Source organism: Rheinheimera fenheensis (genome assembly GCF_039871805.1).
GTDB lineage: Bacteria > Pseudomonadota > Gammaproteobacteria > Enterobacterales > Alteromonadaceae > Alishewanella > Alishewanella fenheensis.
The window spans coordinates 80,588-98,012 of record NZ_JBDPJM010000001.1; the positions used below are offsets into that span (position 1 = coordinate 80,588).

The 17,425-nt window shown below is 53.6% G+C and carries 14 protein-coding genes; 4 read left to right on the forward strand and 10 right to left on the reverse strand.

The features are described 5' to 3' along the window. Window positions 1-3: 3 nt before the first annotated feature. The 3 genes from ABGI61_RS00260 to ABGI61_RS00270 all read left to right on the forward strand — a co-directional run bounded on the left by ABGI61_RS00260 (window position 4) and on the right by ABGI61_RS00270 (window position 6,055). Complete coding sequence (locus ABGI61_RS00260; RefSeq protein ID WP_347595099.1) at window positions 4-1,776, forward strand: TIGR03545 family protein; 1,773 nt, start codon at window positions 4-6, stop codon at window positions 1,774-1,776. A gap of 156 nt (window positions 1,777-1,932) precedes the next feature. Then, window positions 1,933-5,031 carry an efflux RND transporter permease subunit gene (locus tag ABGI61_RS00265; RefSeq protein ID WP_347595102.1) on the forward strand — a complete coding sequence of 1,033 codons (3,099 nt, stop codon included), beginning with the start codon at window positions 1,933-1,935 and terminating at the stop codon, window positions 5,029-5,031. Next, complete coding sequence (locus ABGI61_RS00270) at window positions 5,024-6,055, forward strand: efflux RND transporter periplasmic adaptor subunit (RefSeq protein WP_347595105.1); 1,032 nt, start codon at window positions 5,024-5,026, stop codon at window positions 6,053-6,055. The genes ABGI61_RS00265 and ABGI61_RS00270 overlap by 8 nt, the downstream gene beginning before the upstream one ends. Before the next feature lie 35 nt (window positions 6,056-6,090). Here ABGI61_RS00270 and ABGI61_RS00275 read toward each other — a convergent pair whose 3' ends face one another. The 10 genes from ABGI61_RS00275 to nudF form a co-directional block, all read right to left on the reverse strand. Continuing rightward, window positions 6,091-6,462 carry a VOC family protein gene (locus ABGI61_RS00275; RefSeq protein ID WP_347595108.1) on the reverse strand — a complete coding sequence of 124 codons (372 nt, stop codon included), beginning with the start codon at window positions 6,460-6,462 and terminating at the stop codon, window positions 6,091-6,093. Window positions 6,463-6,577: 115 nt separating this feature from the next. Next, window positions 6,578-6,946 carry a ribonuclease E inhibitor RraB gene (gene rraB / locus ABGI61_RS00280; RefSeq protein WP_347595111.1) on the reverse strand — a complete coding sequence of 123 codons (369 nt, stop codon included), beginning with the start codon at window positions 6,944-6,946 and terminating at the stop codon, window positions 6,578-6,580. A 4-nt stretch (window positions 6,947-6,950) separates the two neighbouring features. After that, window positions 6,951-7,697: a 1-acylglycerol-3-phosphate O-acyltransferase gene (locus ABGI61_RS00285; RefSeq protein ID WP_347595114.1), complete on the reverse strand. Its 747-nt coding sequence runs from the start codon at window positions 7,695-7,697 to the stop codon at window positions 6,951-6,953. Between the two features lie 77 nt (window positions 7,698-7,774). After that, complete coding sequence (gene parC, locus ABGI61_RS00290) at window positions 7,775-10,063, reverse strand: DNA topoisomerase IV subunit A (RefSeq protein WP_347595117.1); 2,289 nt, start codon at window positions 10,061-10,063, stop codon at window positions 7,775-7,777. A 3-nt stretch (window positions 10,064-10,066) separates the two neighbouring features. Beyond that, window positions 10,067-11,476 carry a tetratricopeptide repeat protein gene (locus tag ABGI61_RS00295; RefSeq protein ID WP_347595120.1) on the reverse strand — a complete coding sequence of 470 codons (1,410 nt, stop codon included), beginning with the start codon at window positions 11,474-11,476 and terminating at the stop codon, window positions 10,067-10,069. A gap of 25 nt (window positions 11,477-11,501) precedes the next feature. Then, on the reverse strand, window positions 11,502-13,397 hold the full coding sequence (gene parE / locus ABGI61_RS00300; RefSeq protein WP_347595123.1) for a DNA topoisomerase IV subunit B: 1,896 nt from the start codon (window positions 13,395-13,397) through the stop codon (window positions 11,502-11,504). A 35-nt stretch (window positions 13,398-13,432) separates the two neighbouring features. Continuing rightward, window positions 13,433-14,005: a YqiA/YcfP family alpha/beta fold hydrolase gene (locus ABGI61_RS00305; protein WP_347595127.1), complete on the reverse strand. Its 573-nt coding sequence runs from the start codon at window positions 14,003-14,005 to the stop codon at window positions 13,433-13,435. Next, the gene (locus tag ABGI61_RS00310) at window positions 13,998-14,780 is read right to left on the reverse strand and encodes a metallophosphoesterase (RefSeq protein ID WP_347595130.1); all 783 of its coding nucleotides are present in this window, start codon (window positions 14,778-14,780) and stop codon (window positions 13,998-14,000) included. Before ABGI61_RS00310 ends, ABGI61_RS00305 begins: the two co-directional genes overlap by 8 nt. After that, window positions 14,780-15,217 carry a DUF1249 domain-containing protein gene (locus ABGI61_RS00315; RefSeq protein ID WP_347595133.1) on the reverse strand — a complete coding sequence of 146 codons (438 nt, stop codon included), beginning with the start codon at window positions 15,215-15,217 and terminating at the stop codon, window positions 14,780-14,782. Before ABGI61_RS00315 ends, ABGI61_RS00310 begins: the two co-directional genes overlap by 1 nt. A gap of 1 nt (window position 15,218) precedes the next feature. After that, window positions 15,219-15,854 (reverse strand): ADP-ribose diphosphatase, encoded by a 636-nt coding sequence (gene nudF / locus ABGI61_RS00320; RefSeq protein ID WP_347595136.1) that lies wholly within the window; start codon window positions 15,852-15,854, stop codon window positions 15,219-15,221. A gap of 120 nt (window positions 15,855-15,974) precedes the next feature. Here nudF and tolC point away from each other — a divergent pair, with 120 nt between their 5' ends. Next, window positions 15,975-17,330 (forward strand): outer membrane channel protein TolC, encoded by a 1,356-nt coding sequence (gene tolC, locus ABGI61_RS00325; protein ID WP_347595139.1) that lies wholly within the window; start codon window positions 15,975-15,977, stop codon window positions 17,328-17,330. The last annotated feature ends 95 nt before the right edge of the window (window positions 17,331-17,425 follow it).

A 17,425-nucleotide genomic window follows, 5' to 3' on the forward strand; every position in this document is an offset into this window, starting at 1 on the left:
GCGATGAAAAATGCTATTGGTTTACGCCCCTCAGGCTGGTTAGTTTTTATCATTTTTTCCGCGACGTTATTAGCGCTGGTGTATCTGTTGGCCGGCCCGGCTATTCGCGTAGGCATGGTATATAGCCTGGAAAAATCTGTCGGTGCTGAGGTCAATATTGACAAAGTCTCACTGCAATTAGCACCACTGGCGCTGCGCATTGATGCGTTACAAATTACCGACCCCGCCAACCCCAGCCACAACAGTTTAAGTTTTAGCCAGGCCAGTGCCGCTATTGAGCTGTGGCCGGCGCTACTGGGCTATTATGTAATAGACGAGCTGAGCATAGACGGCCTGCAATATGGCGCACAACGGGATAAAGCAGGCGCTGTGTACCGCCAGCCCGGCACGCTTGGCGAAAGCATCGACCTGGCGCAGCTGCTACAAGTAGACCTGCCCGATGCTGATGAGCTGATTGCCCGTGCCCAACTGCAAACCCCTGCTAAAGCCGAGGCGCTAAAACAGCTGGCCCAGGCCGAACAGCAGCAGCTAACGAACCTGAAACAGCAGCTACCGAGCAAAGACAGCCTGGCGCAATATCAGCAGCAGGTGAAAGCGCTGACTGACAGCAAAATAGAGAATGCGACGGATCTGGCCGCCAAAGCTGAGCAGTTACAGCAGTTGAAACAGGCGCTGGGCGAAGAAAAGGCCAAGGTGGAGCAGGTAAAACAGCAACTGTCGCAAAGCAAAACTGCGCTGCAGCAAGCGGTAGAAGAGCTTAAAGCCGCCAGCAAAGCCGATTATGCCAAGGTGCAGCAACTGGCCAATTTAAGCGACGGCGGCCTGGCCGGCATTAGCCAGATCTTGCTTGGTGATGTGTGGGGACAGCGCATCAGCCAGTTACAAAGCCTGTACCTGCTGGCTAAACCCTACCTACCCGAGCAATTACCGCAAGGCGCAACAGGCAGCGCTACTAGCGCGCCAGAGGTAGTATTACCCAACCGCATTCTGCCACTGCCAAGCCAACCCTACCCGAATTTTTGGGTAAAAACCGCCCGGGTTAACTGGTTACTGGGCGGCGGCGAAGGCACCCTGACGCTAAGTGATATTACCGCCCAGCATGCGCTGATTAACTCAGCGACCAAATTTGCGCTGGATGTTAAACAGCTGCCGCAACTGGCGGCGTTTAACTTAAGTGGCGATTTTGCCGTACTCGATCAAATGGTCACTAATCTGAGCTGGCAATTAGAGGGCTTAAACCTTGAGCCACTGTCGTTGGGTAAAGGTGATACCGCCCTGGATTTAGCCGCCGGCTTATTAAGTTCCAGCGGCACCTTAAACCTGACCGATAACCAGCTGTCGCAGCAGGCCAGCTTGGTATTAAAGGCGGCGAATTTTAACAGCAGCGGCAATAAGTACCTGCAGCAACTGGCCAGTTTGCTTAACCAGCAAACGCAAATTCCGCTTAACATCAGCGCCAGCGGGTTAATCAGCGCCCCTGAGGTCAGTGTGCGCTCCTCACTGGATAAGCTGTTAGGCGATGCCCTGTTAGGTGAAGCGAAGCAAAAAGTCGCTGCCTATCAAAATGAGCTGTCGGCCAAACTCAACAGCCAGCTGCAAACTGGCCTGGGTGGGCAGGATGACTGGGCCGCCATGTTAACCCAGCAGGATGGTGAAGTAGCCGACATCAGCGCCAGCATTGAAAATATGCTCAATGCCAAACTGGCTGATGTCAAAGATCAGGCCAAAGACAAACTGAAAGACAAGCTGTTTAATAAACTGGGTGGCGGCAACTAGCTAACACCTTACAGGCTGTAACCAGCTGTTACAGCCTGTAAGGCTTTATGAATGGCGCGCCGTCTGACGCAGAATTTCCTCCACTTGCCCCATCAACATCGCTTTTTTTCTGCCAGCCGATAGATTTCAGCCTACTTCAGTGTCTGAGACTCTGCTATGAACCTGACCCGCAGTGCGCTTACTAACCCCGCCAGCGTCATTGTTATCGCCATCCTGCTGTTGCTGTTTGGCCTTATCAGTTTATTTAAGCTGCCTATTCAAATTACGCCGGATATTGAACAGCCGCAAATTTCGGTATTCACCGGCTGGCGCTCAGCCGCGCCACAGGAAGTAGAGTCGGTTATTATTGAACCGATTGAAAACGCCATTAAAAACACCCGTGGCGTGGTGAAAGTAGAAACCAATATCCAGCGCGGCTTTGGCGCTATTACCCTGACCTTCGATGTGGGCGCTGACATGCAGCAAGCCACATTGGATGTGATCAACAACCTGAACCAGGCACCGCCTTTGCCACTGGATGCAATAGAGCCCACCGTGGTTGCCGGTGGCGGGCAAAACGCGCCTAATGCCGCATCGCTGCTGATCCGCACCTTACCGGGTAACACAACACAGGACATTATAAAGTACCAGCAGCTGATTGAAGATGTCGTGTACCCGCGTTTAAGCCGTATTCAGGGTGTTGGCCAGGTGAACTTAAACAGCCAGCGGCCACGGGAGCTGAAAATCAGCTTCGACCCACAGCGCGCCGCTGCACTGGGACTTAGCATTAACCAGATTGCCAGCCAGGTACGCGCCGCTACCGATGCCTCCGGCGGCTTTGCCGATGTTGGTCGGCGCCAATACACAGTGCGCTTTGCCGGCCAGTTCAGCCCGGAAAGTCTGTTGCAGATGATCATCGGCTACAGTGGCGAACGGCCTATTTACCTAAGCGATATTGCCACTACCGAGCTGAGCTATAGCGACCGTACCGGCTTTACATTGCGTAACGGCGCTCAGGCTTATTACATCACCATCGCCCGTAATAACGACGCCAACACTGTTGCCCTGCTGGATGAAATTAACCTGGCGATAGCCGAGCTGAATCAGGGGGCATTGCGTGATGCCGGCCTGATAATGGAGCTTAGCTTTGATGCCTCGGTACATATTCGTAATGCGCTGGCGCTGGTAAAAAGCAATCTGGGGCTGGGCGTATTACTGGCACTGGGCTTGCTGTGGCTGTTTATGCGTGGCTGGCGTGCCACCGCCATTATTGCGCTTAGCATTCCGCTGTCACTGGCGATAGCGCTTATTACACTGCAGTTGATGGGGCGCAGTTTAAACGTGATCTCACTGGCTGGCTTGGCGTTTGCCGTGGGCCTGGTGCTGGATGCCGCTATTATTGTGCAGGAAAATATCCTGCGGCTGAAAAGCGAGGGGCTGGATGATAAAAAAGCCGCGCTACGCGGTGCCGCTCAGGTCAGTGGCGCCCTGCTGGCCTCCACCGCCACCACAGTGGCCATTTTTCTGCCCATTTTGTTTATGGCCGGCATTGAAGGGCAGTTATTTTCTGATCTGGCGTTAACCCTGTCAGTGGCCGTGTGCAGCAGCTTTATCGCCGCAGTAACAGTGATCCCGCTGGCAAGTCGGTATTGGCTGGGCAACACTCCAAGCAGGGATCCGTTCAGCCAGTATTGGCAGCGCTTAAGCCAGCTGATTATGCAGCTGACCAACAGCCGGCTAAAACGCTTAAGCTGGGTCGGCGGCCTGTTGCTGTGTTCGGTTTGTATCAGCCTGCTACTGGTGCCACGCACCGACTTCATGCCCAGAGCTCCCACTGATGGCTTTTTCTTCTCGTTTAGCCTGCCACCGGGCGGTAATATCGATTTTATTGAGCAAGAGCTGGCCAACCGGGTAGTACAGCGGCTGCAGCCCTATTACAGCGGCGAAAAAACGCCTGCTATTAAAAGCTATAACTTTTATACCTATGGCCCCAATGCCAGCGGCGGTTTTATTTATGCCGCCGACCCAACCCAGGTCGAACAACTGATGCAGCTGGTGCGTGATGAGGTATTTGCCGGTATTCCCGACACCCAGGTATTTTTATTCCGCGGCTCGATGATTAACGTCTCTGGCGGCGGTGATGGCCGCAGTATTGAGCTTAATTTGCAGGGGCCTGACTTAGCCGCGCTGATGCAGGCCGCACGCACTGGTGTCGCCGCCGTACAGCAGCACTTACCCGGCGGCAGTGCCCAGCCGGTACCGGCGCTGGATATGGCCGAGCCAGAGCTAAAACTGCTACCGGATGACAGAGCTATCAGCCAGGCAGGCTTAAACCGTGCCGAGGTGGCTAATTATGTGCGCGCCTTTACCAGTGGCTTGTTTGTGTCGGAATACTTTGATGGTAACGACCGGATGAATGTCATTCTGCGCGCCGGTCAGTGGCACACGCCCGAACAGCTGGCCGCCATGCCGCTGCTAACCCCGCGTGCAGGCGTGCAACCGCTGGCCGCCATGACACAATTGCAGCAAACCGTTGGCCCCTCACAGCTAAGACGGATTGGCGGCAAGCGTACCTTAAGTTTAATTGTGCGCCCGCCCGAGGGCATGTCACTAGATGAAAGCATGGAAATTCTGCAGCGCGAGGTACTACCGCAAATGCAACAGGCACTGCCTGAGGGCGCCAGCTTGCTGCTTAGCGGTAACGCCAGCCAGATGAACTCCGCCATTGACGAGATGCTGATTAACTTCGCACTGGCGCTGCTCATTTTGCTGCTGTTAATGACGGCGTTGTTCCGCTCGTTACGCGACGCCCTGCTGGTGCTATTAGTGATGCCACTGGCCATCGCCGGCGGCGTGATGGCTCTGGCGCTGGTAAACCTGTTTACCGTGCAGTCATTGGATTTACTCACCATGATTGGTTTTATTATCCTGCTGGGGCTGGTAGTAAATAACGCCATTCTGCTGGTAGATCAAACCCGCAGTGGTGAACGCTCCGGCCTTAGCAGCACAGACGCTGTGCGCCAGGCTATCGTTTTGCGGGCACGGCCGGTATACATGAGCACCCTGACCAGCCTGTTTGGCATGCTGCCATTAATGCTGATCCCAGGCGTTGGTGCCGAGATATACCGCGGCCTGGCGACGGTGATTGTTGGCGGCATGACAGTCAGTGCCCTGTTTACCCTGATTTTACTGCCGGCGGTGCTGCAGCTTCAGCGCCCGGCTGCGTTAACTACCCCGTTTGCCGCCGCAGCGGCTAAAGGATCTGCCCATGCGTAATACGTTACTACTGCTTACCCTGTGCTATGCCGGTATGGCTGCTGCGCAAACTGCGCCGGCGACGTCGGTGCAACTGGGCGAAAGCCGCTTATCCTATGAGGTGCCTACCACTGAAGTGGCCGGTACTGTGTACAGTGTAAACAACACTGAGCTTACCGCCGGTATCGATGGTCGTTTAATCTGGGTAGCTGAGGCCGGCAGCCGGGTTAACGCCGGCGATCCGGTGGCCAGGCTTGACCCGCTGCCGTTGCAGCTACAACAGGCAGAGCTAAATGCCCAGTTGCAACGTGCCCAGTTACTGGCCAACTATTTACAGCGCGAGCATCAGCGCCTGCAAGAGCTGCAACAAAGTCAGAGCATTTCCCGCTTACAGCTGGATAAAGCCCTGTCAGATTATCAGTTAGCCCAGGCCGATGCCGACATTATCAGTGCCCGTATGGCGCAGCTGTCCGATCAGCTTAGCCGCACTGAAGTGACCGCCCCCTTCGCCGGTGTCGTGGCCGCGCGGCTGCGTGAAGCCGGGGGCGATGTCAGCCGCAGCACGCCGCTGCTGCGGCTGCAAGATGTTTATCAGCTGGAAGTGCGCGCCTATGTGCCGCTGCAGTACGTGCGCTTTGTACAGCCGGGCGACACCCTGAGTATTCACAGTGCGCAGCAACAGGGCAGCGCTGCGGTAAGCGCGGTTATTCCGGCAGCTGACGGTCAAAGCCAACGCGCCGAGCTACGGCTTAAACTGGGTACTGCGTCGAAAGACTGGCTGGCTGGCGAGCTGGTGAGTGTAAAAGTGGCCACCCGCGATGCCAAAGCCGCTGTTACCGTGCCACGCGATGCCCTGCTGCTGCGCAGCGACGGCACCTATGTCGTTACAGTGGATGACAACAATCTGGCGCAGCGTAAAGCGGTAAAAGTCAGTGACGGTAATGGCGACTGGGTTACGGTAGATGAAGGCTTAAACGCCGGTGAAAAAGTGGTGACCCGTGGCGCCGAGCGGCTGCGCGACGGCCAGGCCGTCACGCAAAGTTAGCTTAGCAACGTCAGCGACTGCTTTTAGCAACTATATCAGCGACTATGCAAGGCAACTTTGTTGCCCTCGCTGTCGGTGAATATGGCAATAAAACCATGCTCGCCAATCGACATTTTACTCTGCAACACCTTGCCACCTGCATGGCTAATGCGCTCCAGGGCGTTGTCGATACTCTCTACCTCAAAGTAAATCAGCGTACCGCTCTGGCTTGGCTCGTAGCCCTCGCCCTGCACCAGGGCGCCGCTGCTGCCGGCTTTGTCATGGTCAAACGGAAAGCAGGCCATACTGCAACCCGGCATCTCCATTAAATGAAACTCTACGCCCAACACCTGATGATAAAAGTGCCTGGCACGTGATAAGTCGGTTACGGCGATTTCAAACCACCCCACCGGATTTGGGTTAAACATAACAAGGTCTCCTGTAAGTCAGCTATCGCCGCTAACTATAGTCGTCACAGCGCTCTCGCTCCACTTAACAGCCAAAAGAAAACCGCCAAACGGCGGTTTTCTTTACCAGTGTGTTTTATTCTTCATCGTCGTCGTAATCGACATCGTCGTCACCTTCAAAATAGGTGCCCCATCCGTCGTATTCTACCTTGTGCTTTTTCGCCAGCTCTTCGAGTTTAATGGCATCGGCAACGATGCTGTCAGCATCCAGTGACTGCTCGCGAATGGCATCGAACACCCAGGCATTACCGCCATCTTCAAACTCGACTTCTTCGGCGTCAGTGACTTCATAGCCCAGTTTAAACAGCTCTACCGCCAGCTTTTCCAGCTTGGCGAAGTCGCGGTCATAGAAATGGTGCTCAATGGTGTAAAGCGCATCCGGATCGCTACCATCTTCTAACAAGGCGGCGATGGTGTCTTCGGTGAATTCCTGCCAGTTTTCCATAAAATTACTCTTTAGCTGCTTTTGTGCTGGCAGTGTAGTCGTTGCCCAGTTCGCTATCAAGCAATGCTATCTGCGCCTGCATCTGCTGGTGCATATTTTGTGCGAAGTCGCGGATGTTCAGCTGCTCTTTGGGCAGTTCTACTGGCGCCATTACCTGCACTATTACTTTGCCGTTATTCCAGCGGTTTAGTTTAAACTGGCCATGGGTGCTGCTCATACACACCGGCACCACCGGCACGCCGGCTTCCAGCGCTATATGAAAGGCGCCCATTTTAAACGGCAGCAGGCCGCGGCCATAGCTGCGGGTGCCTTCGGGGAACATCCACACTGACAAGCGTTTTGCCCGGATGCGCTCAGCCGCGGCCAGCATGGTATTCAGTGCTTTAGATTTGTTGTTACGGTCAATCAGGATATTGCCGCTTAACCAATACAGTTGGCCAAAAAACGGAATAAACTTCAGGCTTTTCTTACCAATGGTCACGGTACCGGGCTCTACCGCATTGCTGATGGTAAACAGATCCAGATTATTCTGGTGGTTTGCAATAAACACACAGGGTTTACCAATAGGCGCCCCCTGATAGGGCCGTACTTCCACCTTAATGCCAAATACCCGGCTCATAAAGCCGTACCAGTGCGAAAAAATATACACATTGTTGGCATGAAAGGGTCTGAACAAACAAATAATCAAACCTGCCAGGGTGCTGAGCAGAAAAAACAACACCAACACCAAAATACGAACCACCGCTACCACTGTTGTCTCCAGTTGCCGGTACTGTTATTACCGGCCAATAAAAAGGCGCCTGAAAAAAGGCGCCCAGTATAACGGCTTTACTCGCTCAGGCTGGTTTGATCACTGTCCGGCTCAGCGGTCTGATTCACCAGCACCTGGTCGATACGCTGCAGGCCGCGCGGTAATTTATTGCCGCGCCGGCCGCGCTCGCCCTGATAATGCGCTAAATCGTCGGCTTTAAGCCCCAGCTTACGCTTACCTGCCACCAGCGTAACGCTGCCACCTGCCGGCACCACCGCCAACTGACAGACATATTCCTCACGACTGGCAGCACGGGCCGAGGGGATCGACATCAGCTTATTGCCTTTGCCTTTGCTCAGTTTGGGTAGCTCGGCGACCGGGAACACCAGCATACGGCCTTCGTTAGAGATACACAGCAGCAAATCTGTCTCCGGCTGTTTAATCACCAGCGGCGGCAACACTTTAGCGCCCACCGGCAAGCTTAATACCGCTTTACCCGCCTTGTTGCGGCTGAGTAAATCAGCGTATTCGGCGACAAAGCCATAACCGGCGTCGCTGGCCAGTAATAGCGCCTGTTTTTCGTCGCCCAACAGCACATGTTCAAAACTTTCGCCGGCAACTACGGCAAAGCGGCCACTTAACGGCTCGCCCTGGCCACGGGCCGAGGGCAGCTCGTGCGCTTCGGTGGCAAAGCTGCGACCCGACGAGTCAATAAACACCGCCTGCTGGTTCGAGCGACCACTGGCCAGGGCTTTAAAGGCATCGCCGGCTTTATAGCTTAACGCATTGCCATCTATATCGTGGCCTTTGGCGCAGCGTACCCAGCCTTTTTCCGACAGCACTACCGTTACCGGCTCGCTTGGCAACAATTCTTTTTCAGTTAAGGCTTTGGCTTCTTCACGCTGCACGATAGGGCTTCTGCGCTCATCACCGTATTTCTCGGCATCGGCCAGAAGTTCATCACGGATAAGCTTGGTGAGCTTTTTCTCTGAACCCAAAATAGCCTGCAATTTGTCGCGCTCTTTGGCCAGCTCGTCCTGCTCGGCGCGAATTTTCATTTCTTCCAGCTTGGCTAAGTGGCGCAGCTTCAGCTCTAAGATGGCTTCAGCCTGGCGCTCGGTAATGCCAAAAAACGCCACCAGCTCGGGTTTGGGCTCATCAAAGGTGCGGATAATCCGAATCACATCGTCAATGTTTAAGAAGGCGATTAACAAGCCTTCCAACACGTGAATGCGATCGAGTACTTTATCTAAGCGGTACTGCAAGCGGCGGCGCACGGTGTCGCGGCGAAAGCTGAGCCACTCGGTTAAAATGTCGGTCAGGTTTTTCACCCGAGGCCGCTGGTCCAGCCCCAGCACATTGATATTCACCCGGTAGCTTTTTTCCAGATCGGTGGTGGCGAACAGATGCTGCATTAACTGCTCGACGTCAATGCGGTTAGAGCGCGGCACGATCACGATACGGGTGGGGTTTTCATGATCCGACTCATCGCGTAAATCACTGACCATTGGCAACTTCTTCGCCTGCATCTGGCCGGCAATTTGCTCCAGCACTTTCGCGCCCGAGGTTTGGTGTGGCAGCGCAGTAATAATAATGTCGCCATCTTCCAACTGATATACGGCACGCATTTTTACGCTGCCACGGCCGGTTTCGTAAATGGCGGCTAAATCCGCGGCTGGGCTGATGATCTCCGCATCAGTTGGGTAATCTGGCCCCTTGATGTACTGCATCAGGTCGCTGACGCTGCTGTGCGGGTTATCTAATAGCGCCGCACAGGCATTGGCGACTTCACGCGCATTATGCGGCGGAATATCGGTGGCCATACCTACGGCAATACCGGTAATACCGTTGAGTAAAATATGCGGCAGCCGCGCTGGTAATACTTTAGGCTCTTCCAGGGTGCCGTCAAAGTTCGGCAGCCAGTCAGTGGTGCCGGAACCCAGCTCTGACAGCAGCACTTCAGAGAAGCGTGATAACTTGGCTTCGGTATAACGCATGGCAGCGAACGATTTCGGATCGTCCGGCGCCCCCCAGTTTCCCTGGCCGTCTACCAACGGGTAACGGTAAGAAAACGGCTGCGCCATCAGCACCATGGCCTCATAACAGGCACTATCGCCGTGCGGGTGAAATTTACCCAGCACGTCACCGACAGTACGCGCCGATTTTTTATATTTGGCTAAGTGCGATAAACCCAGCTCAGACATGGCGTAAACGATACGCCGCTGCACCGGTTTTAAACCGTCACCTATGTGTGGCAGCGCGCGGTCCATAATGACGTACATCGAATAGTTTAAATACGCCTCTTCGGTAAAACGGCGCAGCGGCAGCTGCTCAATACCATCTTGTGAAATTACCGTTTCAGTCATCGCTTATCCTGTCTGTTTACTACCGGATGCGCCGGTGGCCTGCTGTTTAGCACTACGCCGTGTCAATTGCCACAGCAGTAAAATAAGCAGCACTAAGGTACTGCAGCCTAATATCGCCAGCCATAACCATTGCACTTGCCGGCTTCGCTCGACCTGTTGCAGCTTAAGGGCGTTAATTTCGTTATCCTGCTGCAGCAAGCGGGTTTGCTGTTGTTGTCGTTCGTGTTCAAAACCGGCGCGGATTTGCTCAAACGCCAGCTCATTTTCGCGGTTACGCATATCCTGATACTCTGCGACAAAGTCATACAGCTGGTGATAGGCTTTTTCAAACTCGCCCTGCTCAGCAAACAACTGGGCTTTTAAATGCCAGATAGCCAAGCGGCTGGCAACATCTTCGCGCAGGCCCTCTTTGTTCAGGTTTTGCTCCGCCAGCAGTACCTGCTGTTGCGCTAAGGAAACTTGCTGTAGCTTCTTGTACATCAGCGCTTTTTCATAGTAGTGAGTGGCAACATGGGCGCTGGATTGTAACAGCGGCAGATACTGCTCGGCCTTGTCCATATACGATAGCGCCGCGTCATGCTGTCCAGCATCCATGCTGGCTATCGCCAGGCCGGAATAAGCATGATACAAGTTAACATTGTCTTGTAGCTGCTGGCTTCGTTGCAGCATCTGGTTGTAGGTTTGCAGCGCCAGCTCGTAGCGGTCCAGATAACTGTAGGTACGGGCCAGATTGTACAACACGGTAATCTGGTTTTTCGGCCAGCCCAGCTGCTGATACTGCGCTAGGGCCTGTTGCAGCAGACTGACAGCTTCTTCGTCATAACCCAGCGAGGTGTACAGTAAGCCCAGCTCAGCCGTCACTTCAGCCAGCACTTCTTCGTCGTTCAGTTGCTGCGCGCGCTGATAGGTGTCTTTTAACAAGGCCAAGGCCTGCTGATCGTTATTTTGCAACGACAACATGGCAGCATGATTAATTTGGCCCAGTAACAGGTATTTTTCGTTCTCCAGCTGCTCCGCCAGTGTCATACCGGCCAGATAGTGCTGCAGTGCTGCCGGGTAATCGGTTTGCATTTCACGGGCAAAGCCCAGCTCGTACAGCAGTTTAACTTTTAACAGGGCGTCACGCTCGCCCAGTACCGCCAGGCCACGCTCGGCCGCCTGTTGCTGCTGTTGATGACGCCCCAAGGCGTCCAGTAACGCCGCCTGCAAATAATACCATTTGGCCTGTAATACAGGGCTTAACCCTGCCAACTCTGATTGGTGCTGTTGCAACACAGCCAGCATCGCTTCCGGTTGCTGGCGTTTTTTCGCCGCCACTTCCGTTAGCCAATCAGGCTCGTTAGCCGCTGCAACCGGCAGGCTTAGCATGCCCAATAGCGTTAGCAGTAAGAGGAGTGGATAAAATCGCTTCACAATCAGTTTGCCTTGTTATCCGTCACTAGACCGCAATGGCGGCTTTATCACCCTTAAGTTCCAGCCAGTCACGCCGGTCGGTGGCACGCTTTTTCGCCAGCAGCATATCCATCACTTCCAGCGTTTGTGCCACGTCGTCTACCGTGAGCTGCACCAGCCGGCGGGTGTTAGGGTCCATGGTGGTTTCGCGCAATTGCAGCGGGTTCATCTCGCCTAAGCCTTTAAAGCGCTGCACATTCACTTTACCGCGCTTTTTCTCCGCTTCTATGCGGTCGAGAATGCCGTTTTTCTCATCTTCGTCCAGCGCATAATACACTTCTTTACCAATATCGATGCGGTACAGCGGCGGCATCGCCACATAGACATGGCCCGCCTCAACCAGGGTGCGGAAATGACGCATAAACAGCGCGCACAGTAAGGTGGCAATGTGTAAGCCGTCAGAGTCGGCATCGGCCAGAATACAAATTTTGCCGTAGCGCAAACTGGATAAATCGCTGCTATCCGGATCCATGCCAATCGCGACAGAAATATCATGCACTTCTTGCGAGGCGAGAATTTGCCCCGACTCGACTTCCCAGGTATTAAGAATTTTACCGCGTAGCGGCATTACCGCCTGAAATTCACGGTCACGGGCTTGTTTGGCGCTGCCGCCGGCCGAGTCCCCCTCTACCAGAAACAGCTCGGTGTGGTTTAGATCCTGTGCCGAGCAGTCGGCAAGCTTACCCGGCAGCGCCGGGCCTGAGGTCACTTTTTTACGTACGACCTTTTTCGCTGCTTTTAAGCGTTTTTGCGCGTTGTTAATACAAAAATCGGCCAGGCTTTCGGCAATATCAGTGTGCTCGTTTAGCCACAAGCTAAATGCATCTTTGACAATCCCGGTAACAAAAGCGGCTGACTGCCGTGACGATAAGCGTTCTTTGGTTTGGCCGGCAAATTGCGGATCTTGCATTTTCAGCGACAAAATATAGCTGCAGCGATCCCAGATATCTTCCGCCGACAGTTTAATACCGCGCGGCAACAGGTTGCGAAACTCACAAAACTCACGCAGTGCTTCCAGCAAGCCCTGGCGTAACCCATTCACATGGGTGCCGCCCTGTGCGGTAGGAATGAGGTTCACATAGCTTTCGGTCACCAGCTCGCCGCCCTCGGGTAACCACAGCAGCGCCCACTCGACCGCTTCGGTGCTGGCACTAAAGCTGCCGGTAAACGGCTGCTCGGGCAGGCAGATGTAGTCTTTTACCGACTCAGCCAGATAATCTTTAATGCCGTTTTGGTAACACCACTGATATTGTTGCTGGTTGACCTTATCGTCAAAGCTAACGGTCAGGCCCGGGCATAACACCGCCTTGGCTTTAAGCACATGCAATAAACGGCTGACCGAGAACTTTGCCGAGTCAAAATAGGATGCTGTTGGCCAAAAACGCACCCGGGTGCCGGTGTTGCGTTTACCCACAGTGCCGGTGATGGTTAACTCACTGACCTTATTACCATGTTCAAACGCCATCTCGTACACATTGCCGTCACGGCGCACTGTCACGTCAACCCGGCTGGATAACGCATTCACTACCGAGATACCGACACCGTGCAAACCACCGGAGAACTGGTAGTTTTTATTAGAGAACTTACCGCCGGCATGCAAGCGGCAGAATATCAGCTCAACCCCGGTAACACCCTCTTCCGGGTGAATATCGACCGGCATACCGCGGCCGTTATCGATGACTTCCAGCGACTGGTCATCGTGCAAAATCACCTGCACCGCATCCGCATGGCCAGCCAGCGCTTCATCCACACTGTTATCTATTACTTCCTGGCCTAAGTGGTTTGGCCGGCTGGTATCGGTATACATACCGGGGCGACGCTGCACCGGCTCAAGCCCGGTCAGCACTTCAATCGAATCGGCGTTGTACTGTTGTGCAGTCATAGTTTCGGTCACTGGCTGATTGGATGTAGCGCGTTTTACGCGAGTTGGCAAAAGTTGGCAATAGTTTCCAGCTGTGCAGCATAGCCGACATAGCTGTGATCGCCACCCTCACTCAGTTTTATGCTTGCGCCCTGATAGTAATCAAGCGCAAGACGGTAATCTAACACTTCATCACCGCTTTGCAACAGCAGCAGGTAATTCTCTGGTTGTTTCAGCGCTTTTGGCATTAGCTGCTCGAGTATCGACATGTGTTCAGCGCTAATCTCATAATGCTGTTGCAATACCGGATGATAATAGCAGCCCAAATGCTGATGCAACACCTTATGGGGTGCCACGGCAGGGTTAATCAGGCAGGCGCGACAGCCCAGCTGCTCAGCGATACAAGTCGCCAGAAAGCCGCCCAGTGAGCTGCCAATAAGCGCGACGTCGGTTGCTTGGCCGATATGCTGGCGAATACGCGCCAAAGCCGCGTCCGGCGCGTAGGGTAAATCCAATGCCGCATAGTCGATATGCGGGTAATGGCTGAAAAAAAACGCACTGGTTAACAGGGCCTTCTCCGATTGTGACGAGCTGGCAAAGCCATGTAAATACACTACTTTTTTAGTCATTATTACTACTTTTGCTTAAATTAACGCGCTGAAACTGCCAGCGCACCTCACCATTGGCACTAAAATGCCAGTCGCACCACTGCGGCCCCTGATCAACCGTTTGCCAGTCGGGCGTGGGTAAAAACTGCACTGAACTGGCCGGGCAGCCGACAATGTCAACCTGTTGCTGCCGCCGATGATAGGCATAATGTGCATGGCCATGGCCAATACCACGAATACGCGGCTGCTGGTTAATACTTTGCCACAGCGCTGCCTGATGCCGCTGGCCATGTTTGTCGATAAAGCAGTTAAGCGGCGCCGGGTGATGATGACAAAACAACCAGATAGCCTCAGCGTCTGTCTGCTGACATTGCTGCTGCAACCAGTGCTGCTCGGCCGGCAAAAACACCCCGGCCGGGGTGTCGCCTTTGGTGTTCAGCAGCAACAGCTGCCAGCCGTCCAGATTAAGGCTTCGCTCAGGGCGAAACGGCGCTTGCTCACATAGCCATGCTAATTGCTCTACATCATCATGATTACCCGGCAGACAAAACACCGGGCAACTTAGCGGCGCCATAATATGGCCCAGCAGCTGATAAGACGCTGGCGTATGATCCTGGGTGACATCGCCGGTTAACAGCACAGCATCTGGCTGTTGCTGTACTAAGTGCGCCACAATCGCCGCCAGATAAGGGGCAGGCTGCACGCCCTTATATAAACCTTCACTACTGGCCAGTAAATGACAATCGGTAATTTGCGCCAACCGGTACTGCGCTTTTTTGGCAAAACGATGTTGCATTAAGCAAACACCAAACTGTCACGCCGGTAACCGCAGGCACTGCACAGTTTTAGCCAATCGCGCAGCAATAAATTAATCTGTCGTTTTTCATCTGGCAGCAACATCTGGCTGTTCGGGTAATCGTAACGGGCAGCAATACGGCTGAGATGCTGGCAGGTTAACACTTCGGCCACCTGGGCATCATGGTATAGCCGTACAGTAAAGCGCGGGGTAAAAAAGCTGCCCTGCTGCAGCAATTCAATCTGCAAGGTGGTGGTAAAGCGGGCCAACTCAGTAATGGTGAGCCGGTAGCAGTGCTGGTCTGTTACCTGAATATCCATGCGCTGGCCTTCGCGCACCTCAGCGCTAAGGTAACGGTTAAGCTGCGCATAATTACGCTCGCACAGCGCCAGAAAATCCGGCAACTTTGGCACATACTTCTGCCGTTTAAACCACACGTTAGCCTCCCCAGGCTTGTTTTACTTTGTCCAGATTAAGCGCCAGCCACTGCAGCGCTATCACACTGGCGGCATTATCAATCTTTTGCTCAGCCAACAGCTGCATCGCATCAGTTCGGCTTACTACATGCACTTTAATGTCTTCGTGTTCATCGGCCAAACCGAACACCCCAGCACTTACCGGCGCGGTTAGGCGGCCCAGGAACAACTGTATACGCTCGGTGGTACCACCTGGGCTGGATAAGTAGCTAAGCATAGGCCAAAGCTCGGTAATTGTTAACCCTGCCTCTTCTTGCGCTTCGCGCTGCGCCACCTGCTGTGCACTCTCTCCCGGTTCAATCATGCCGGCAATCGCCTCCAGCAACCAGGGGCTTGGGCTTGACGCCAGCGCCCCCAAACGAAACTGCTCAATCAGCACCAACTCATCGGTTTGGACGTTATAAGGCAGCACGACTACCGCATGGCCGCGCTCAAACATTTCCCGCTGCATCGGCGTACTCCAGCCGCCGTTAAACAAACGGTGGCGCAGTGTGTAGCGGTCGAGGCGGAAAAAACCCTGAAAAACCGTGCTTTTGTCGATAATCTCAACATCCGTGGCGCTAAATGACGGATACTGCTCAGCCTTGAATTCTGACATTACTGTACTCACATTCTGTTACACTCTAGCGCGTAACTTTACGGTTTAAAGATTACCTAGTTTACCGTAACAGAGTATTATTCGTGCAGTTTCCTTTTTAGACGGCCAGGATAGGTAAAAATGAAAAAGACCTTATTGAGCACCTTGTTAGCCACCGGTTTCGCGATGTTCAGCGCTCAGGCCGCTGACAACCTGCAAAGCATTTACCAGTTAGCAACGCAAAAAGATCCGCAGTTACTCAAAGCCATGGCTACCCGTGATGCCGCCAAACAGGGCATTGATGTGTCCAAAGCCAGCTTATTGCCCCAGGTAAATTTAACGGCCGGATACAGTAAATCGATGGCCGAACGCGCGCAGTTGTTAGAGTCTGGCTTGGCCATCATCGACAATGACACTACCGGTTGGAGTGCACAAGTCAATCTGTCACAGTCATTGTTTGACTGGAACAACTGGGAGAATTTAAACACCGCTGAAAAACGGGCGATGCAAAGCCAAACCAACCTGGATGCGGCAACTCAAGGCTTGATCGTTCGGGTATCACAAACCTACTTTAACGTGTTAAAAGCGGTTGACGATTTAGGCTTTGCCGAAGCAGAAAAGCGCGCCATAGAGCGCCAGTTAGAGCAAACCAAACAGCGCTTCGCTGTAGGCTTAACGGCGATTACAGACGTGCATGAGGCCCAAGCTCAGTTTGACAGTGCCCTAGCCCGTGAAATCACTGCACAGAACAACCTGGAAACTGCCCGTGAAGCCCTGCGCGAAATTACCGGCCAATACCATGACGAGCTGGCCAGCTTAAATACTGATAAGTTTTCCACCCAGACGCCATCACCTGCAACCGCAGATGAATGGGTAAAACTGGCCGAGCAGCTGAACTTAAGCCTTAAAGCCAATAAGTTAGCGTTGGAAATTGCCCAAAACGACATCGATAAAGCGGTTGCTGGCCACTACCCAACCGTCAGTCTGGACGCTTCTTATGGCACCTCTGACAACACCACTGAAAACACTCTTGCAGGTCAGACACAAAAAACCAACCTGCCGCGTTTGGACAGCAAGCAAATCGGTTTGAACCTGCGGGTGCCGCTGTACAGTGGTGGTGCTACTGTGGCACAAACTAGCGTAGCACGGGCTAACTATGTTGCTGCCAGCCAGGATTTAGAGCTCAGCTATCGCACAGCAGTCCGCCAGGTACGCAGCTCATTTAATGATATCAACGCCAATATCGCCACCATCCGTGCCTTAGAGCAGGCTGTGGTGTCAGCAGAAAGTGCGTTAAATGCCACTGAAGCAGGCTTTGAAGTGGGCACCCGTACCATTGTTGACGTACTGCAAAGTACCCGTAACCTGTTTGAAGCCCGCCGCAACTTATCCGGCGCACGCTACAACTACATTATTGCCATTCTGACATTGAAACAGGCAGCAGGTAACTTGTCGGAACAAGATTTACAGGCTATTAATCAGGCTCTGTCCAGCTAAGCTCTCCTTGCAGGTTCACCGCAGCGGCGGTGAACCTCTTACCAGTTTTCACTATCCCCCCGGTCAATTTTCGCTACAATAGCGCATCATTTTTT